Annotated in this window: 22 protein-coding genes; 1 reads left to right on the forward strand and 21 read right to left on the reverse strand. The window is 33.9% G+C overall.

Annotated elements, in window-relative coordinates; all coding sequences use genetic code 11:
- Positions 1 to 434: 434 nt before the first annotated feature.
- The 19 genes from CLPA_RS19545 to CLPA_RS19640 form a co-directional block, all read right to left on the reverse strand.
- Positions 435 to 932 carry a hypothetical protein gene (locus tag CLPA_RS19545; RefSeq protein ID WP_003445010.1) on the reverse strand — a complete coding sequence of 166 codons (498 nt, stop codon included), beginning with the start codon at positions 930 to 932 and terminating at the stop codon, positions 435 to 437.
- 54 nt (positions 933 to 986) lie between these two features.
- A complete protein-coding gene (locus CLPA_RS19550) occupies positions 987 to 1,970 on the reverse strand; it encodes an N-acetylmuramoyl-L-alanine amidase (protein ID WP_003445009.1) in 984 nt (327 codons plus the stop codon).
- Between the two features lie 18 nt (positions 1,971 to 1,988).
- Entirely contained in the window at positions 1,989 to 2,378 is a 390-nt protein-coding gene (locus tag CLPA_RS19555; protein ID WP_003445002.1) for a phage holin family protein, read from the reverse strand.
- A gap of 42 nt (positions 2,379 to 2,420) precedes the next feature.
- Positions 2,421 to 9,323 carry a carbohydrate binding domain-containing protein gene (locus tag CLPA_RS19560; RefSeq protein ID WP_003445000.1) on the reverse strand — a complete coding sequence of 2,301 codons (6,903 nt, stop codon included), beginning with the start codon at positions 9,321 to 9,323 and terminating at the stop codon, positions 2,421 to 2,423.
- Positions 9,324 to 9,349: 26 nt separating this feature from the next.
- On the reverse strand, positions 9,350 to 9,727 hold the full coding sequence (locus tag CLPA_RS19565) for a hypothetical protein (RefSeq protein ID WP_003444998.1): 378 nt from the start codon (positions 9,725 to 9,727) through the stop codon (positions 9,350 to 9,352).
- 65 nt (positions 9,728 to 9,792) lie between these two features.
- A complete protein-coding gene (locus CLPA_RS19570; RefSeq protein ID WP_034830556.1) occupies positions 9,793 to 10,062 on the reverse strand; it encodes a hypothetical protein in 270 nt (89 codons plus the stop codon).
- 179 nt (positions 10,063 to 10,241) lie between these two features.
- Positions 10,242 to 10,589 (reverse strand): DUF6711 family protein, encoded by a 348-nt coding sequence (locus CLPA_RS19575; RefSeq protein WP_003444994.1) that lies wholly within the window; start codon positions 10,587 to 10,589, stop codon positions 10,242 to 10,244.
- A gap of 10 nt (positions 10,590 to 10,599) precedes the next feature.
- Positions 10,600 to 14,727, reverse strand: a complete 4,128-nt coding sequence (locus tag CLPA_RS20185; RefSeq protein ID WP_003444992.1) for a transglycosylase SLT domain-containing protein — start codon at positions 14,725 to 14,727, stop codon at positions 10,600 to 10,602.
- 40 nt (positions 14,728 to 14,767) lie between these two features.
- On the reverse strand, positions 14,768 to 15,187 hold the full coding sequence (locus CLPA_RS19590) for a hypothetical protein (RefSeq protein ID WP_003444989.1): 420 nt from the start codon (positions 15,185 to 15,187) through the stop codon (positions 14,768 to 14,770).
- 60 nt (positions 15,188 to 15,247) lie between these two features.
- Positions 15,248 to 15,556: a Gp15 family bacteriophage protein gene (locus CLPA_RS19595; RefSeq protein ID WP_034830554.1), complete on the reverse strand. Its 309-nt coding sequence runs from the start codon at positions 15,554 to 15,556 to the stop codon at positions 15,248 to 15,250.
- 14 nt (positions 15,557 to 15,570) lie between these two features.
- Complete coding sequence (locus CLPA_RS19600; protein WP_003444987.1) at positions 15,571 to 15,900, reverse strand: hypothetical protein; 330 nt, start codon at positions 15,898 to 15,900, stop codon at positions 15,571 to 15,573.
- Positions 15,901 to 15,921: 21 nt separating this feature from the next.
- Positions 15,922 to 16,377 carry a phage tail tube protein gene (locus tag CLPA_RS19605; protein ID WP_003444986.1) on the reverse strand — a complete coding sequence of 152 codons (456 nt, stop codon included), beginning with the start codon at positions 16,375 to 16,377 and terminating at the stop codon, positions 15,922 to 15,924.
- A 10-nt stretch (positions 16,378 to 16,387) separates the two neighbouring features.
- Positions 16,388 to 16,774: a phage tail terminator protein gene (locus tag CLPA_RS19610; protein WP_003444985.1), complete on the reverse strand. Its 387-nt coding sequence runs from the start codon at positions 16,772 to 16,774 to the stop codon at positions 16,388 to 16,390.
- Complete coding sequence (locus CLPA_RS19615; RefSeq protein ID WP_003444984.1) at positions 16,774 to 17,157, reverse strand: minor capsid protein; 384 nt, start codon at positions 17,155 to 17,157, stop codon at positions 16,774 to 16,776. Before CLPA_RS19615 ends, CLPA_RS19610 begins: the two co-directional genes overlap by 1 nt.
- Complete coding sequence (locus tag CLPA_RS19620) at positions 17,157 to 17,483, reverse strand: hypothetical protein (RefSeq protein ID WP_003444983.1); 327 nt, start codon at positions 17,481 to 17,483, stop codon at positions 17,157 to 17,159. Before CLPA_RS19620 ends, CLPA_RS19615 begins: the two co-directional genes overlap by 1 nt.
- Positions 17,484 to 17,491: 8 nt before the next feature.
- A complete protein-coding gene (locus tag CLPA_RS19625) occupies positions 17,492 to 17,851 on the reverse strand; it encodes a head-tail connector protein (RefSeq protein WP_003444966.1) in 360 nt (119 codons plus the stop codon).
- 2 nt (positions 17,852 to 17,853) lie between these two features.
- Positions 17,854 to 18,141: a hypothetical protein gene (locus tag CLPA_RS19630; RefSeq protein WP_003444957.1), complete on the reverse strand. Its 288-nt coding sequence runs from the start codon at positions 18,139 to 18,141 to the stop codon at positions 17,854 to 17,856.
- A 10-nt stretch (positions 18,142 to 18,151) separates the two neighbouring features.
- Positions 18,152 to 19,117 carry a major capsid protein gene (locus tag CLPA_RS19635; RefSeq protein WP_003444955.1) on the reverse strand — a complete coding sequence of 322 codons (966 nt, stop codon included), beginning with the start codon at positions 19,115 to 19,117 and terminating at the stop codon, positions 18,152 to 18,154.
- A 15-nt stretch (positions 19,118 to 19,132) separates the two neighbouring features.
- Complete coding sequence (locus CLPA_RS19640; protein WP_003444953.1) at positions 19,133 to 19,732, reverse strand: phage scaffolding protein; 600 nt, start codon at positions 19,730 to 19,732, stop codon at positions 19,133 to 19,135.
- Between the two features lie 138 nt (positions 19,733 to 19,870).
- Here CLPA_RS19640 and CLPA_RS21405 point away from each other — a divergent pair, with 138 nt between their 5' ends.
- Positions 19,871 to 20,035 (forward strand): hypothetical protein, encoded by a 165-nt coding sequence (locus CLPA_RS21405; RefSeq protein ID WP_003444951.1) that lies wholly within the window; start codon positions 19,871 to 19,873, stop codon positions 20,033 to 20,035.
- Here CLPA_RS21405 and CLPA_RS19645 read toward each other — a convergent pair.
- Both CLPA_RS19645 and CLPA_RS19650 read right to left on the reverse strand, forming a co-directional pair.
- Positions 20,018 to 20,218: a hypothetical protein gene (locus tag CLPA_RS19645; RefSeq protein WP_143756604.1), complete on the reverse strand. Its 201-nt coding sequence runs from the start codon at positions 20,216 to 20,218 to the stop codon at positions 20,018 to 20,020. The genes CLPA_RS21405 and CLPA_RS19645 overlap by 18 nt on opposite strands.
- A gap of 10 nt (positions 20,219 to 20,228) precedes the next feature.
- Positions 20,229 to 20,471, reverse strand: coding sequence for a hypothetical protein (locus CLPA_RS19650; protein ID WP_003444947.1), 243 nt, complete (start codon positions 20,469 to 20,471; stop codon positions 20,229 to 20,231).
- Positions 20,472 to 20,516: the final 45 nt, after the last annotated feature.

The raw sequence follows: 20,516 nt of genomic DNA on the forward strand, positions 1-20,516 counted from the left end.
AATATATTATAAAACCTTGATGTTACGTATATCTAATAAACTAATTATATGTATTATATAACTAATTTTAATGTTTTTAATAAATATAGGTACGTTTTTAGTACGCTTTTAATAGATAATTTTTATAAAATATTTTATCCTATATATATATATATATATATATATATATATATATTAATGTAGGTTTTTCTTCAAAAAAGGAGCAACCATATAAGCTACTCCTTTAATGAATAAAACTCTATTATATGTCAATAATTATAAATGAATTTTTCATAATCCAAAACTTTCTTTTATGGATGTAGTCCTGAGGGCTGCATCTATTTTTATGTAAAAAAAATAAAGCCCAAGGCATTTATACCCTAGGCTTTTACTTTGCCCCACCAGTTTCGCATTGTTAAGAGGCTTGGCAGGTTCGTTACTTTTATTATAACATATTATTTAACTTCCTGAACTGCAGCAGTACTCTGAATACTAGCAAGTTTCTGCTTAAGAGCTGCATTTTCCTGTGTAAGTGTAGTAACTTGTGCTGATTTTTGAGTATCTGCAGGCTTAACAACTCCGCTCTCTAGCAACTTTGAATTTGCATCTCCAGTAATGGATTCTCTAAAGTGTTGGATATCCTCTTGGTCAATACCAGGAATCTTCTCTGCAAGATACTTGTCAAAAGCCTTTAGCTTTTCCTCCGCTACTCCAATCTGTCCTTTAAATTCTTGTTCTACTCTATTGTATATATCTACAGCTAATTGTCTTTTCTGATTATACTTATCAGCTCCCAATTGCTGAACTAACTTATCTTTCTTAGCTTTAAGAAATTCAACTCCTATATCCATTACACCATCTAGTGCAATCTTCACTATTGTAAGTATTCCTGCCACTGCTGCTCCTTCTATTGCTAATTTTGTACCTTCGATAATTGTTTGAACATTACTCATAATTTCATTCCTCCAAATAATTTATTTTTTATATTAAAAAAGGACCATAGTTTCCTATAATCCTAAAAGTTTACTCCATGTTTGTGGTCCGCAAATTGCATCTACAGCAAGACCGTTATTTTTTTGATATTGAATTAATTTACCAACTGTCTGATTTCCAAATATACCATCAAACTGAATTCCTAATCTGAACTGTAATACTCTAACCGCAATCCCACGGCTTCCAATTCTTATTATAGGTTTTGAATAAATTTCTCCAATAACACCAGCTGATTGAGGTCCCCATTTCCCATCCACAGCAATTCCAGCAACTATTTGTAGCTCTTTAATCTTGGCAATGGTATTTGGATCCATAATACCATCAACGGCAAGTCTTGCATTTGTTACAGCATTTAACTGCTGTTGAATTATTTTAACCGTAGAATCTCCTGTACTTACAGAAGACTTTTGCACTGGAGCACTGGCAACAGCATTATTTACTACTGGTGCTGTATTATTACCGGTTTGCCCTGTTATGCCTTTTACGATAGCATTAGCAATACCTTCATCCCCAACCTTGTTATAAATGGCTACGTCTGCGGAGCTATCCATAAAGAAAGGTTCTATAATCACACAAGGCATATTTGTTTTTCTAATTTCAGCCAATCCTCTAGTATCTGCCTTAGCTCCACGATTTTTAAAACCTAATTCCGACAATGCATTAGATACTTTTGTAGCATAGTCTAATCCTTTCCCAGAACCAAGGCATACGACTTCACATCCTCTAGGTACACTAGTGTATGCTGCAGCATTAACATGACAAGAAACAAATAAATCTACATTATTACTGTTAGCTAAATTTATTCCATAGTTTAAGCTATCACTTAAGCTCCTGTGTGCTTCTGGCGGAGTTACGTTAATAATTGTATGACCTAGAGCTTGTAACTTAGAAATCACTTTAGGTCCATATCTTCTATTAACATCTGTTTCTTTTACAATCCCTACTGCTCCTCCATCTGCTCCAGTTAATTGATGCCCAAATCTTACTGCAATTTTCATTAAAAATCATATCCTCTCTTATTTCTTTTTTAATTGCTCTAAAACATTTAATAATTTTGGTGGATATGGCACTCCTGTTTTCCCTACATTCTCTAAAATAGAAATACCCTCATTTGCTATATAAAAATAACAAACAAGGGAACGAAAAACCCATACATTATTATTTATTAATCTATCTAATAAGACAGCAACTATAATTACTATTAAAATAGACGCTTTTTTAGCTATACCTTTATATCCAATTTTACTATTAAGCTTATTTTGATATGCTGCTCCTACAAGCCCAGTTATATAGTCTATGCCCATAAATAAAATTAAGACAATTAAAGGAGTGTCCCACCCACCGAAAATATACGTACATGCACCTCCTATCCCTGCTGCTATACCGTTAAATATACGTCTTTTCATAATAACCTCCCTAACTTTCTATATAATAAAAGCACCCTAAAATTAGGATGCTTGATTAGCTTTTAATTCTGCAATTTCTTGTTTTAATTCATTAATCTGTGCTGATAATTCCTGTATAGACTTAGTCAAATAAGGAATAATGGTTGGAACATTAGGCTGTTTTCTAGTACTACCATCTGGTTGTGGTATTGTTATAACCCAATTAGAATTTATCCTTTCTAAGCCCTGTGAAGTAAATCCCAATGCTTGAAATTTATTATCTGTTTTCCAATAAAACTCCATGTGGTCAATCATATTGATTCTAGTTAGTGCGTTTTCAGTGCTGCCATTTATATTGTACTTTAATGATTCATCTGAGGAATAAATACTAATTCCATAGTTATCCCCATTATCTGCCGATATATTAACATAACTATAGTCGGAAGGCATACTAAACGAGGTTAATTTAGTGGATGTTGGATATATATGCTGTCCATCCATATTTTTTATATTATTAGCATAAATTGTACCACTTGAGCAATCTATAACAGCTTTTCCTGTAACAGTACCGTCGTTCGTGAATCTAACTTCCTTACACTGCATTAATAATGAACCGGTTCTATTAGATCCACTGTTTCCCTCTACAGCTAATATTCTAGAATCATAGTCATTGTTATTACCACTTGAATGGAAATCTATATATGGCGTATTATCTTTTGTTGTATCTCCCATTTCTAATCCAGCATTAGAATTACCATCGAATCTAAAACCAAATACTGCATGGTTGCTGGAATCAACAAGTTTAAAATAACCATTACGCATTGTTAAATCTCCAGTAGATGAATCAACCCATAGCACATTAATATTACTAGCGTTTTTTATTTGTAAGTTACCATTCTTAATAGTAAACATACCAGTAGCACCGTTGAAAGCTGTTTGGACCTCACCTGCACTTTGTTTTATAGTAGATTTAACGCCATCCACATCTACTTTACTTGTAATAGATGTAGATAGTTGGGTTATAGAACTTTCAGCCGTACTTATTCTGGAATCTAATCCATTTATATCAGTAATATCTACCATTTCTAAATCATCATATCGTATCCAACCTGTGGTTAAGTCGCTATTTATACTTAGTGTAATTCTATAAACTCCACCGGGAACAGTCCATTCTATACTTTTCTTAGTCCAGCTTGTAGCGTTAGTACCCAGCGCTATTGTAGTAGCTAATGATCCATCCGAAGCTTTACCAATTCTTAATTTTTGGTTATTATCTGTTCCATTATTATCAGAACTTGTTGAGTACCAAAGTGATATTCTGTATTTTCGTCCAGGGAAAACAACTATAGGATTTTTTAAGGTTTTTGAGCCTCCACTATTTTGAAATCTAATACAATGTACTCCTGAATGACCATCATCCACAAGCTGACCGCCACTACCCCAGCCAACTCCACCATTTTCAAAACTACCATCTGGAATCAAGTTCATACCTTGGATAGCTCCTACAGCATTATCAATATCCGTCTGTGTGACCTTAGTTGTTATTTGTCCTTGCAGTACAGAAATACTGCTTTCTGCTGTACTTAATCTTGATGTTAAGGAAGTTACATTACTATTAGTGGTGTTCAGAGAACTCTGACTGGCTTTAGAGTTAACATTACTATTTATTGTTGTAACCGTACTATTGAAAGTGCTAGTTTCAACTTTAAGAGTTATCTGATTTTTTAATTGAGTAATATCAGAAGTTGCAGTACTTAAGCTTGTTTGCATAGTAGATATAGTGCCATTAACTGTATCTATCTTGCCATCAGTGTAAGATAAAATATCTTCTAAAGCTGGCTTCCAGGCTGTTACTTTCTCACCTTCTTCTAACTGTAACATAGTAAAGGCCGCTGTGCCTGATGTACTTCCGTTATTGTCTAATCTTATACAGCACCCAACTTCATCACTGGCTGTTGTAAAAGTTAAAGTTTTTCTAGTCCATCCAGCACTACTCAAACCCTGTATATTATGATTATAAGTATATCCATAAGTATCAACTTGACTAGAAGTTTGACCAAGCACAAACACATCAATGGTGTGGTCATTTCCACTTAGATTATGTGTATAGTAGAAACTTAGAGTGTATTTTGTATTTGGCTTCAATTTAATTCCAGTTTGCCATATATACTTTTCAGATGCAGTAGTATTATTTAATAGTATACATTTCTTATTATATACAGATGGAGTAGAAGGACCATAAGTAGCAGATACACTTAAGCCACTTGATGCATTTGTCCAGTAATTTAAATTACTACTAAAATCACTATTTTTTATCAAATTATTACTACCAATATTCAGATTATTTATTGAATTATTTATGTCTGTTTGAGTTACCTTAGTAGTAATACTGTTATTTAATATGCTTATGGAGCTTTCTGCTGTAGTCAATCTACTACTTATGGAATTTACATTACTATTTGTGGTATCTAATGAACTTTGATTAGCTTTATTGGCAATACTACTATTTAATGTAGACACACTATTATTAAAAGTACTTGTTGAGACTTTTAAAGCAATGCTATCTTGTAACTGTGTAATGGAACTTTCAGCCGTACTTATTCTGGAATCTAATCCATTTATATCAGTGATATCAACCATTTCTAGATCATCATAGCGTATCCATCCAGTTGTTAAATCAGTTCCTATACTTACGCTTATCTCATAAATATCGCTCGGCATAGTCCATTCTATACTTTTCTTAGTCCAGCTTGTAGCGTTAGTACCCAGCGCTATTGTAGTAGCTAATGATCCATCCGAAGCTTTACCAATTCTTAATTTTTGGTTATTATCTGTTCCATTATTATCAGAACTTGTTGAGTACCAAAGTGATATTCTGTATTTTCGTCCAGGGAAAACAACTATAGGATTTTTTAAGGTTTTTGAGCCTCCACTATTTTGAAATCTAATACAATGTACTCCTGAGTGGCCATCATCCACAAGCTGACCGCCACTACCCCATCCAACTCCACCATTTTCAAAACTACCATCTGGAATCAAGTTCATACCTTGGATAGCTCCTACAGCATTATCAATTTCAGCTTGTGTAACTTTGCTGGTAATAGAATCCTGCAATACAGTAATAGAACTGCTGTGGCTATTAAGCTTATTATTTATAGAAGTTATATTGGTATCATTAGTTGTTTTATAACTATTGAAAGTAGTGCTGTCTAATTTTAAAGCTATACTACTGGTAAGTGAACTTATGCTAGAAGTATGAGAGCTTATAGTTGAACCCTGGGAACTCACTGTACTTTGTACACTAGTTACAGTAGAACTTAAACCACTTAAAGTCTGGGATAAAGTAGAAACTGTACTCGAAGTAGCATAAGTAGTACTTGCATCTGCTTTCTTTAAATAAGTTGTCTGTACATTGCTTATAGTTGAACTTAAGCTGTCTACAGTCTGGCTTAAAGTCGATACACTGGTATTCGTTGAAGTAATTTGACCTTGCACATCTTCTGGCGCTGGTGACCAATCTGTAGCCTTATTACCAATTTCGCATTTTAATTTAAAGAATAAATCTACATAATTAAAAGCCTTCCCTAAAAAAACTCTTATAGTATTATCTACTGCTGTAGCTGTAAATACTAAAGATATCTTTGTCCATGTAGTAGAATTGGAATTGGTAAATTGCGAAGATTTATTTAAATTAGTTCCATAAGTGCATAGTGAAACCCCTGAATTATAGGGCGATTTAATCCATATACTTGCTATATAGGATTTTCCAACTTCCAGATTATCAAAAGTATATATCCACTGTATATCAGTTGCATCTGAATAATCCGAGTAGTTCTCAGGACTTCTAAACTTCCATGCATCGTTGGTGATGTCATAAGTTACCGCAGCACCAGAACCAAAGGTACTGTATATCTTCCATGCACTTGTATAATTACTACCTCCATTACTATTTTTAATAAGATTTCTTCCACCAACTTGTATATTATCAACATTTGTCTGTACATTGCTTATGGTAGAACTTAAACTATTAACCGTTTGAGATAAACTACTTACACTGGTATTTGTAGCATAAGTAGTTGAAGCATCTGCCTTTTTTAAATAATCAGATTTAACACTGGTTATACTAGAAGATAAACTATCTACAGTTTGACTTAATGTACTTACTGTATTATTTACAGAAGTTACATTATTATTTGTGGTGTCAATTGAAGATGATAAACTTCCAACTGTAGATGTTATTCCATTTACAGTTTGAGTTAGTGTGGAATAATTACTATTTATAGTAGTTATCTGTCCCTGAGTATCTTCTGGAGCTGGCGACCAATCTGTTGCTTTGTCTCCTAATTCTACTTTTACTATATCAACATAATAGTTTAAGGTCTTTGTAACTCCATTTAATATACAAATCCTATGGGATGTTTCTTTTGCAACAAAAGACAAAACTAATTTAGTCCAAATATTTGCTTCAAGAGTTCTGCTGTAAGATGTTACAGTGTCCCAATTTGAAGTATTTATTATTCTAAAATTAACATTATCATTTGTTGTACATTTTACCCATAATGATGCAGTGTATTTAATTCCAATAATCAACTTAGAACATATAATACTACCACCACTAGAATTACTACTTTCTGCTGAAATTATTTTTAGGCATTTACTATCTAGGTAACTATCTTCCGATGTAATACTGACTACTGCTCCATTAACATTACCTATTAAAGCTGTACCCAGTTCAAAATTACTATCTTTCAATAAATTAGTTCCACCCACCTGTAAATTATCAACTGCTGTAGTTATATCTGTCTGCCATATTTTATTAGTAATTTGTCCCTGAATAGCACTAATAGAAGTACCTTGGCTGCTTACAGTATTAGAAGTAGTTGTTACAGTAGATTTTAAATTAGTGAAAGCAATATCTAAAGTTTGTGCTTCTGTATCAAGCTTAATTTTACTAGCCTTCATAAGAGTTGTAGCCCCATTAATCTGACTAATCAAACTTTCCTTTTCAATCTTCCCACCATTAATGTTTGCACCTACTGCTACATTGCTGTCATCTATAGCCCCTGTAGTTATTCCAGCATGAGTTACTCCATCTACTCCAAATAATACAGTATTTCCATCTGTACCCCTTATAAGCAAATTATAATCTGTACCATTCTTTCCTAGAGAGATTCTTTCTTTGCCATTTGAATCCCAAACATGAAGGGTATTATCCTGTATTTTAAGGTTTCCACTATCACTCTTTACTACAAATTTAGTAGTTGAAATATTCCCCGCTAATAACTTACTTACACTTAGGTTTGCTATCATTGCATCACCTATAGCACCATTTGCTATAACTGCATTCCCCACTCCTATAGCTCCTACCGCCATATTTGCACTGGTTATGTTTCCGGCAACAAGTTCTTGTATATCTGCCACATCTGCGGTCAGATTAGTTATATTGGCATTAGTTACATTTAGGTTCGTTATGGTAGCACTATTTGCTTCAAGATTACCAATTCTTGCTGTAGCTGCAGTAAGGTCAGAAATGTTAGCCTTGCCAGCTTGTAGGTCTTCAATAGTTGCATTAACTGCAGTAATATTCTCTGCATTTAAATTAACAGTGCTTATAGTATCAGAAAGCTGTGTTTGAATACTCGCCGCTGTAGCTTCTAAGGTAGTAATTTTTGCATTTGTGGCAGTTAGGTCTGTTATGTTGGCTTTATCTGCGTGCAAATTTACAATATCAGCATTGATAGCAGTTAAATCAGTTATTTTAGCGCTTGTAGCTTCTAAAGTTCCTATCCTTGCATTTGTAGCATTTAAATCTACTATAGTTGCAGAAGTAGCATATAAATTATCAATCCTCGCATTTGTAGCTGTTAAGTTCTCAATAGTAGCTGTATTGGCAATCAGATAATTTATATTGGCCTGTTCTACTACCATTCTATCTACGGTATTTTTTAAAGTACCGCTAGAACTAAATTCCTGTGCTGTTTCAGTTTTACCTACAGCAGAACAACTCCCAGATATAGAACCAGTATAATTAATACTGTTGGACATAACTAAAGTGTTATAAACATTGTTCTCTATATCAGTTATAGTAATTTTATCTCCTGCTTGTAATGCTGGATTACCTACCCAGTCCATACTATAAGGCATGTAGGATAAATTCTTAAGCACGTTGTAAATACTGTTTAATTGTGCTTGTGTCATTATAGGATTTTCAAACTGTATTTCATTGCCGCTAGATCCTGCGGTTAATATGTTATCAACGGCATTACCCTCGGCATCTTTCTTTTGGCCAGCTTTACAGGATAATCTACCTATAGTAAATGGTTTTTCATTAGTAGTTAGGGAAAAATAATTATCACCTGAAACAGAAAATCCACTATCTGCATAAGATATTATCTCCAGTTTTCCTTCTCTGTTAAATCTAGCAAATCCACCTAAAAAAGAAGCTATAAATCCAATAGCTTCCCTATAGGTATATCCTTCTATTTTATTTATTTGTGTACTTGAAAGAGTAGTGGCAAGTGTTACACCTGCTTTTGTGCATATTTCCTGTGCCACTGAATTAATACTATTAGGATAGCTTAAATTGCTAAAATAAGCCTTTTCAAGCTTAATCATATTGTCAAAGCAAGTTATTTTAACAGTGTTTTTTTCCTTGTCTATATCATCTACTGTAAATTTACCAAGGGGCACATCTTCATATGCTCCATTAACCAATAAACTTATTGCAGCAGTTACCGGAGCATTTTCTATAATAAGACTACCTGGAGGATTAGCAATAGTAACCTCTAATTTAGAACTACCAACTCCACCAAGCATAAAAGTTTCATCTGGATTAACATTTTCCTCTAAATCTATAGAAATTATATTATCATCTGTAAAGGCAGTATCTCTTATGGTAACAGTACTTTTAAAAGCTCTTCCACTTTGTTTTATTAAATTTAAAAAGTTATTTGAAACATTATACATCTAGCTTACACCTCCAAAAGTGAGGTTTATTTATCATCTATCATATAGTCAATGACTTGTAACTCTGCCGCTGATATATTAAAACCATTAAGCTCATCTATGGAAAATTTATGAATATCAATTTCATTTTCTATATCTAACAAAGCTTTTATATCCTTATCCCAGCTATCTTTATCCTTAAATTTAATTTGTCCTTTTTCATCTGCAACTACTTTTCCCTGTTCATCTTTTTCACCATATTTTTCTATTAACTTTTGTCTTTCTTTATCATAAATCTTAAGCTCAGATTCTATCTTACTTATATTTTTGCTTATAGCATAGCTTACCTTTACAGGGAGCTGTTTCTGTGCTACTCCACCTAATTTTTGTATATCTTCTAACAATTTTTGATTGCTTATTTTCATTTTAAAACCATCCTTTTAATTTATATATTTAAAATAGAAAAGAGCCTATCTCTAAGCTCTTTTAATTAACCAAATATAACATATCCTAATGCTTTAGCCTTTGCTTTTACTGCTGTTTCAAACTGCGTATACTGCTCTGCTACAGTTTCACCTGCTGCATTCACTGCACCTTCTGCTGTTAATAGTGCCTTATTATAGGTATTAACATTAATAGAAAGATTCATGTTGCTAGAATCTAAGCTATTTACACTTAAATTAGCTACCACTGTATCGTTGTTATTAGCATCCTTCACTGTTATGTTTGCACTTAAATTTACTGTTTCATTAATCATCATTTAAAATCACCTTTCCCTTTTATTATTTTTTTCTATTAAAAAAGAGCCTAACCATCTATATTTTCTATTTGGCTAGTATCTATTGTGCCACTTGTAATTCTGTCTGTAGATGCAGACAAATCACATATTGGTGCATTACTATATATTTAATTTTTCTATCATAATCTTACCTCCTTAATCTACACTTCTATTAAATCCATTTTTAAACCTAACCATGTTTCATTACTAAAATCATATGCAGGTGCGGTTCTATCTCCAGCATAAAACGTCCTCGTCTGGTCATTGCCTGTGTATGGATCCGGATAAGTTACAGGAACACCTACTGGATTTACAGCTTGCAATATTACTTTTATCTCTGAGCTTTTTAAAGGACCCCATTCGCATTCAAGTTTTCTCATTTGCCTTATTCTGTCACGCATAAGAACACCTTTAGCGTTTCTATTACTCTTATCACTATCAAGGTCAATTAAATTTACTTGAAATGATTTAGGAGCAGCAACCGCCGCTCCTCCAATTAATAAAGCCATGTCACCACTCCTATATTTCTATTAATGTTTTTCCTGCTTGTTTTTGAAGCTTATTTATAGCTTTTATTGCTGCTTTTCCCAAAGGTGTGTCTCCTATTCTAATTAATAAATCTAAGTTTATATCAGGAATAGGTTGGTTATTTCCTCCAGGAGAATCACCTTTTATTTTCTTAATAGCTTCAATTAACTCCTTAATTTCATCTATTAAGCTATTAATTTCATTTGAAGTATCAGAGCTGCTAGTACCTGTCATGGAAAGCTGTGGTTGCTGTATAGTTGATATTCCTGCAATAGCATTTTTTATATTACCTATGGTGTTTACAGCACTGCTTATTAAGGATATAGTGTCTTTAAGATTAAGCACCATTTCACCACCGCTAAAATCAATCATTTCTGGACCTACTTCACCAGTCATTGCAAGACCTTTTTTAGCGCTATTAGTACCTTTAGCATATCCTACATATCCACCGCCATTTGTCATACTTTTTATACCAGGTACATTTAATATACTTCCGTATCTAGCAATACTGTATCTTATGGAAGCTACTGCATTATGAATTGGATTCCAAATATCATCCATACCAGGTAACTTATAAGCGTTAAATGTGCTGTCTATGGTTTGCATTAATCCTTTGGAAGGGTGTCCTGCTGCGGCATTACTGTCCCAAAGATTAATAGCCTTGGGATTCCCACCAGATTCATGCATTGCTATTTGCTCCAGTGCTGGCAAAGCACTCATTGACTGCCCTGTTAGAGCTAATGCGGTTGAAAGCCAACTTTTAATGTTACCGCTTGCACCACCAGAGCCACCAAACATGCTACTTAAGAAAGATGCTCCCTTATCGGTCATACCTTTAAGAAATCCGCCTATCTTACCAAAAGCACCTGAATCAATCATAGGCTTAAGCATAACACCTAATGGGCCGCCTAAGCTACCTTTTGCAAGACTTGTAACATCTCCAAAAACAGATTTTACCATAGACCCAATGTCATTGCCTTTTAGGGCGTTTGTAAATCCTTGCACAAAATAATTACCAACTTTGAACATCTCTCTTGAAGGTGAATGAATTCCAAAGATATCTTTTATTTTATTTAGTATTTTATTACCTAGATCTTTGGCAATATCAACTACACTATTAATAGTATTTCTAATACCATCACCGAGAGCGTTAATCATATCTCTACCAAGGTTTCTAAAAGTACTAGGAAGGTTACGAAACCAATTTATAAGTCCATTCCATGTGTTTTTAGCATTGTTTACGGTATTAGATGAACTGTTACTGATGATGTTTTTAAAGCCATCCCATGCACTACTAATATTGCTACGCATTACACCCCATGTGTTTGAAGCGTTTTGCTTTAAATTATTTAATGAGTTTGATGTATTTTGTCTTATATTATTCCAAGAATTCTGTATGTTTTGTCCTATACTATTCCATGTAGTTTGAGCGCCTTTCTTCATATCGCTCCATTTTGATGAAGTAGTTTGCTTTATATTATCCCATGTAGATTGGGTATTTTGCTTTATAGAACTCCACTTTTCTTGGATATCCTGTTTCATTTCTCCAATTTTATCTTTAATATTAGCAACACCATCATTTACGGTTGCTTTTAGATTACTCCATATATCACTAAAAAAGCCTTTTATCTCTTCCCAATGTTTTTTTATAATAAGTGGTATGCCTATGAATGGAGCTATTATAACAAGTAGTACTGGTCCCCATGTAGCAAAGAAATCTTTAAGATCATCCCATAATTTAGAGAAAAAGTCCTTAATTCCATTCCATACATAAGCCGCAGTATCTTTTATTGCATTCCAACATTTTACTAAAAATGCTGAAACCGTATCCCAATTTTTATATAAGAGAATTCCTATTGCAATTACAGCAGCAATGCCCAATACTACTAATCCTATAGGCGATAATAATATACTAAAGGCACCACTTAATATAGTTCCAAAATTTTTAACCGTATTAAAGACGCCCCAAAATGTTTTTAAGGCTATAGTTACGCCATTCCAAGCTAGAGCAAAACTTCCTAAAGCTATTATTATAACATCCAGTACAGGCTTACCGTCACTCATGAGCCAATCAATGACGCTGCTTAATACATCAAATAATTTTCCTACTGCATCAAGGACAGGACTAATTGCTGGAGCTACCATATTTACAAACCAATTTACGAAAGGTGCTACAAAATTAGTAAATATAAATAATGCCAGTTCTCCAATCTTAAGACCTAGTTTTACGAGACCTTCAAAGGCATGTTGTCCTCCATGATCCCATATCCAACCTAATTGTTGAGTTACATTTTCTATAACTTTACTTCCAGCAAGTAGAGCCTGCATAAATATATTTGCAAATTTGGGGCCTTCTTCACCCCATACTCTTCTAACAGATAATAGCATTTTATCTATAAGAGAAAGTACATTGTTAAGGGCATTAGCTAAGGATTGTATTACCTGTGTTCCTATGCTTCCATTATTCCAGGCATTGGCAAAGGTATGTCCTATATCTCCAACAATATTTAAAATATCCTGGAGAATTTTCAGCATATAGACAAGAGTTGTTTCTCCGGTACCATTAGTCCATACTGTGTAAAAACTTTTTCCTATAGCCCCAAGTAAAGCAAGTATTCCATTAAGTGCATGTTTAGCAGCATTAATAGTATTCTGCCCTTCTCTAGCCCAAGCATTTTGGAATGGCTTCCATATGTTAGCTAATATATCTTTAAATTTATCAGCCCACTTTGATGTTGTTGCCTCAATTGGTGCCATATTTGCCATAGGAGTTATTGGAGTTATAACACCGCTTCCTGGTGGAGTAGTTTCCTTAGGAGTATCCGGAGTATCAGTTTTGTTATTTCCTAGACTTAACTTATTAATTTCATCAAATCCTGCAAGAGCTCCTGTCACTTCTTTAGCGGCTTTTTTTGTTTGGTCCGCTGATTTCTTAGCAGATTTTCCAACGCCGCCTAAACTATTAGCTGCCTTTTGTGCCTGCTTATCTGCTATGTTCATAGCCCCTATTTGATTCTGCATAGCTTTCGCCGATTGAAAACTAGCTTCATAGGTAGTACCAAAAAGCTGACTTATAAAACTAGCAAGATAAGCTGTGGCGGTAGCTAATGCACTCATTAAGCTATTAAGTGCTGGCAATATAGCTTCGTATATAGGCATAAATGCTGTGTAAAGGTTGCTTTTAATCTGATTCAAGCTATTTGCAAACTGGGCATTTACCATTAGTGTAGAGCCTATAAACTTACCTAAAGAAGTAATTCCCCCAATTACCATAGGGAATATTAAGCCCCATGTAAACATGCTGCTTATGAACATACTTATACCACCGTAGGCATTATTCATATTACTATGCATATCTTTAGTGGAGTTACTCATATTATGCATATGCTTATCAGCTTTAGATGCTGCGCTACTCATTCCAATCATTTTAGTAGCTGCTTCACTCATGCCTGAGCCTGCATTTTTAGCAGCACTGCCTAATATATCAAATTGCTTATCCAAGTCAGCAAGCTTAAATCCCATCTTGTCAGATTGACCAATAAGCTTATTTATGCTAGTTTCAGTTTTTAAAATCTGTTCTAAAAGCTTATTTTTCCTAGCGCCGTCAAAAGCCATATTATAAGATTCTTTTAAGCTTGCAAGTTTAGCCTGTTGCTGCTCAATTTTAGCATTAGTTATATCTAAACTTTTGCCTAAATTAGCTATTTGAGCTTTTAGAGCTTCCATATTAACACCAGTATTTATTTTGGGCATAGGTGGTGCTCTAGGCTGTGCTGTGGATACCTTAAAATTTTGTTTTGGCATACTAAAGTTTTTAGGCATATCAAACTCCACAGGAACTTTTATCTTCTTTTGATTAGCTAAGCCTTTTTCAATAGCTTCGCTAATATTTTTTTCAATTATTTTCTGCATAGCTTTCATAGAACTTTCAATAGAATTTGTTATACTCTTTCCAATATCTACACTGCCTATATTTTTTAAAGCAGATTCCAATTGATTCCCTATTTTGCTAGCAACCTGTTCTATTTGTTTTCCTAAATCACTGGTAACTTCTAAATCTAAACTTATTTTACCCACAGAATTATTGTCTGCCACAACTCCACCTCCCTTTTTAGACAAAATAAAAACACCTAGTAATAACTAAGTGTTTACCAGAATATTATTTAATTTTCCATGTATGACCACAATTAAGACATTTAACTTTACCCTTTTTACTACTTAATCCTCCCATAGTTGCTCCTGCGGCAGTACCTAAAGGACCAGCAACAGACCCTATTGCTCCACCAACTACAGCTCTACCTAAACTAAGCTTTTTAGTTACAAAAGTTATATTCGTACTTCTGCATTTAGGACAGAAAGGTACATGATCTTTTTTAAGCTGTTCAAGTCTTTCCTTTTGGTATTCTTTTTCTAATCTTTTCTTAGAACCACTAAATGGATGCATAGCGTCTAACATTTCATCCCTTTTTCTTTTTATTTCTTGCATTTCAATTTCATGCTTTTCTCTTTTCTCAGCTATTTTTCTATTTGTTTCTGCTTGTTTATCAGCCATTTTTTTCATAAAATCTTTAATTCCCATACAAAATTACCCCCTCTTTTTACCACAATTATACTATATTTTCAGGAGTATTTGTATAGATTAACCAAAAGCTTTTGCAAACATTTGTTCAATTTCTTTAACCTGTGCTGCTTTCTCTTCATCAGACATGTTTCTTATCTGCCTACTTCTCCACTCATTTCTTATTCTACGTTGCTCTTTAGTAAAGTGCTTAAGCATATCCTTATCCTCTTCACTACGAATACTAACTATCTGTCCTAGTGGAGTTTTAGGCATTATTCCACCGAGTAGAGTACAGAATTCACCCCAGGACATATCGGGTTCATTTCTTAATCTAATACCATATTGGGCGGTAAAACTGGCTTCAATAAGCCCCCAGTCATCATATATATCATACCACTGTTCTACTTTTTTTTATTTTGATCCTTAGCTGCTTCTTCTACTTCTTCTAAAGATGTATCCCCTAAAGCTGCCATAATAGTATTTATTATGGTAGTGTAGTTTGGAATAGTTAAATCAAGGCTTTCTATATAATCAAAAGCTTCAGGACCTAGAGCTACCTTAATAACTGTATCTATTTTTTCAAAGTCACCCAATTTATCATCCTTGTGTATATCATCAATCTTAAGCCCTACAGCTTTACTTGTGTTTATTTTAAAAATGTGTTCTTCATCAATTTTTACTTCTGGCTTTGAATTATCAAGCCTTCCTGCTATATCATACAATCTTCCCATTTATATTATCTCCTCTCTATTTTAAGGTATTGCTGGTGCTGGTGTATATGTTGGCTTACCATCTGATTGTAATTCTAGCTCTAATCCGGATACATTTGTACTGTCTCCACCAAAAGGAGTAGTCACATTAACAATACAATCAAATTCAAGTTTTGCACCATTTGGAAATATAATTGCAGATTTACTAGAACAATCAAGTCCACTCTTCCAAGCCAATCCTGCTACATAATCATTTCCTGGGTCTCCTACATTCCTTTTACCATTAAGACCAATAGTAAATCCTTTACCAGTCATAAGTCTACGGACCCATCCCTCTGTATCCATAGGTGTCCATTCTTCTATATTTCCATCAATACTAGGAGAAAAAGTTTCCATGTCCTTTATAGTTTTCATGTCAGTTTCGGAGCTAGTTCTTCCTAACACACCGATTTGGAACTGGATATTAAATACTGGATAAACTCCACCTGTAAATGCCATATTTCATTACCTACCTTTCATAAATTATTGTTGTTTCAATTACAAATTCAAAAATACAGTTGTTATCTGTTCCTACTCCTATAGGTTCGCTGGTCCTCATATCAAATTGAATAACCCTCTTACCCGCTATAACAGCACTTTGACCAAAGAGTACATCATATACCTCTTGTGCCTTTTGCTCCGCCGGAGTAGTATTTTTTCCCCAGTGAATTAAGATTGATATAGTCTTAGTAGCATAAGTTGTGTTATCTAATCCACCTACAGCTATATTGGGCTTACCACCTTCCACACTATAGATTCCAATACACTGCTCTTGACTTCCATCTATCTTTCCTACATACCACTTAGGGCAATCTATTTTAGTTTTAAGCCAGTCTTTTATTTCGCTGAGTAACATTATTTAACCAGCCCCTTACTTAACTGTTTAAGAAACTTTTTATAAATATCTTTTGCATAATTCTTTTTTCTGCCATATAAATAAGCGTGCATCCATTTACCTTGTGCCATTGGATTTTTATCTTTTCTAAAGTCATACTCAGGATGCCAGTAAAGCCTACGTGCATATGGAGTATCAAAAATAATTCTACATGCTCCCCAGCTTAATCCTGTAGGATCTATAAAACCACTTCTTTCAAGTTCTCCAGTCTGTTTAGGCACAACCACACTTGTTTTTATATCTGATAAGATAGCTTCGGCAGTCATTTCTGTAGCCTGCTTTTTAGCCTGCTCCAATGTTTTTATAGCAGAATTATTGAGTTTAATTTTTACTCTAGCTTTCATTACATCAAATCCAATTCAGTAGAAAAGACTGTACCATCAGGATTTTTGGGCCTAGAAGATTTAAATATATCCTTCTTGACCTCTCCTATCTGTACACAGCCTTTTATTATTTTACCTGGATTAATATCACCAGGGACTATCACCTTACCTGAAAGTGTTACAAGACTTCTATCCTTATCCAGTGTCTGCCTTGTCTTTTCTTCATAGAAAGCTTTCCCCTCAAACATTATAGTTTCATTTGGTCCTCCATCTTCTCCTATTTCAATATCAAAAATCTTAAGCTCAGTATTTAATATCCACTTTGGAAATGGTAATTTACCTTTCATAGTACCACCTACAATATCCTACAGGTCAAGCCTGTTTGACTAAGATAATTTACTACAGAGTTTGGAGTCCTTACTCCGTTAGATTCTTTCCCAAAGCTTACGTTAACACTTCCAGCACTATAACTATCTACTGGAAGGTCTAAATAATCTCCATACTGATAATTAAATTCAGCTTGAATACATACAGCTTTTTTTATTTTATCCTGCTGAAATGGAGTAAGATTATCAAAACCTGCGCCTATAATTCTGTTATACGTAAGAGAATTTATATCGTCACTTGCAAGCTCTAATTTACTATCAAGTTCAGCATCTGGAATAAAAGTACCCTTGTATGTGTTTTTATAATAATCTGAATCTACATAAGCCATAATTATTTACCCTCAGGATCAGGAGTAGAACCTTTTATCTTTTTCAGAATATCATCTTTTTTAGTTAATCCAGTAAGATCTATTCCTTTACCCTCTGCATAAGCTTTTAATTCATCTACTGTCATATCATCTACACTTTTAGATTCATCCTTAATTTCTTCAACTTTATATTTATGCTCTTTAAACCAATTAACTAGTTCTTTTCTGCCTGTTAATCCCACACCATTACTAAAATTAACACCGGCAGATAAACCAGTGTATTGATTATTTGGAGCTGTTATCTTATACATGCTATCCCTCCTATGCTACTTTTATTTTTCTCATTACTCCAGCTGCTTTTGTAGCTTTAAGCGCCACACCTGCAACCATTTCAACTTCACCCTTTTTAACTGCTCCTGCTGTAGTATAATCTGGTAGCCATGTTCTTACTGGTGGTTGACCTGCCATAGAAATACCATGGAATCCATCAAGTCCTAATCTTGCAGCATATAAACTGGTATGCCCCTCTGAACCTGCAACTGATGATATAGGAACAATTGGATCATTAGTGCCGGACTTAGCTCCAAGATCAATCCATGGAATATTACCATAGCTTTCTACTTGAATACCAAAATCATTTTTAGTAGTTTGGTACATTCCTGCTCTTCTTGCACATGCTCTTAATTTTGCAATAAGCTTAGTATTTCCAGCTATAAAACTTGGCGAACCATCAAGCCCCATTAAGAACTCGTCTAGTTGGTCTAAGAATAGTTTCCAGTTAGTATCTACAGTCGCAGAACTTGAAAGGTCTATTGCTGTACCTGGATCATACTCAGTTGAACTCCCAGCAAGAGCCTTTTCTAATCCATCAAAAGCTTTTGCATCTACAGCACTATCGCCATTAATTACAGTGTCATTAAAAAGTGCTTGTGCGGCTTTAATCTTTTGTGCCATCTGTAAAGTAACCTCATTGGTTATTCCACCCATACCAGCTATAATTCTGTCTACCTCAAAGCTTCCACCAAATATCTTTAAATCTGCAAAATATCTCTGTTTAGTAACAGTTTGTGGGCTGTATTCCTCATTTACTTCTCTGAATCCTGCTGTAGGTTGAGTAAGTAATCTTGTATATGCATAAGTTAGAGTTGCACCTCCACCAGTAGGAGAAACTACATCATCAAAGGTTAAATTGTCAAGTAAGAAGTTATTTTTTCTAAATTCATCAATGACCCCTGTTTGTAAATCATCTTGTACGTTTTTACTTGCTTCTGCTAATGTTATAGGCATTATTCATCATCCTTTCTATTTTTGTGAATTTGCTGTATTTTGAAAATGTGATGCTACAGCTTCAAATAAATTTGTTGGTTTTAATTGCTGTTGATTGCTTTTACCATCTCCGCCAACATGGAATCCTGGTTTAGGGTCAGTAGGGTCTGCTGGTTTTTCTTCTTTAAATAAAAAAGCCTTAGATTCTTTCAATCCCTTAAGTTGTTCATCAAGACCAGTAACCTTTCCATCATCACCTAAGATAAGTTTTGTCTTATCTATAAGTCCTGAAACTATATCCTCATCCTGGACCTTACCAGCTATGGATAACTTAATTGCATTGCTTAATTGTAAATCCTTAAGTTGCTCCTGGTATTTTGTTTCTTTCTCTTGATTCTCAGTCTGTAAGCTTGCTATCTGAGTTTTAAGCTCTTCATTATCTCCTGCAGACTTTTTAAGATTTTCAAGCTGAGCGGCATTTTCTTTTACGGTGGTTTTGAGATTCTTATTTTCCTCACTAACAGTATCAAACTTTTGTTTTTCAACATAAGACTTTAACTCCTCCTGTGAAGCTTCTGCCGCCTTTTTAGCCTGTTCCTCTGTAAGTCCTAGTGCTATAAATTGCTCTTTATTCACTTATGAATCAATCCTTTCATATAAATTTAAACAGTTTATAGTCTTATTCAGGACAAAATAAAAAAGCCTTATTTCTAAGACTTATAGTACAACCTCTTTCAAATATGGTAGAATTTTGTTGAAAGGAGGTGTTTACTTATGCATAATCATACTTATTTTGAAGAGCGTGTTGATAAATTGGCTATGCTCTACATGGAAAAGCATTATGATATTTCTACAATGTCAGTAGATGAATTTGTAAAGGCATTCAATAAAACATGTAATGAAATAATTGATTCAATAGAATCATCTAATAACAGCTAATTGTTCTATTGCTATAGAAACTTTATTTAATAATTCTTTCGCTGAATCAATAGGCATACCTTCCAAAGTCTCAACTATTGATTCAGCCTTTTTTAATTCCTTTTCTGTAAATAGCGGCAAATACTTCTTTTCACCATTCAAGTTTTTCCAACATTCTCCCTTTAAATTTGATAAATCCATCATTCTCACCTCTCTAATTTTGAATAAATTGTCTCATTGTATATTCACTAGCAAAGTCAAAAGCTTGCCTATCTGTAAATCCCTTTTGTTTCATATCATCATACATACATTTAGTACAATCTGTTATAACAGGTACAAAATCTTTAAACTTTTCCATTTCTAACTTAGCAGCACCTACAGCTATACTGTTAGCAGCCTGATCTAAAAAACTTTGTAAAGGATCTTTCTTTTCATTATTTTCATTTTTCTTATCCATTTTCAAAACCTCCAGTTATTTTTAGATATAATAAAAGCACCTACT

It is taken from the genome of Clostridium pasteurianum DSM 525 = ATCC 6013, assembly GCF_000807255.1.
GTDB classification, from domain to species: domain Bacteria; phylum Bacillota; class Clostridia; order Clostridiales; family Clostridiaceae; genus Clostridium_I; species Clostridium_I pasteurianum.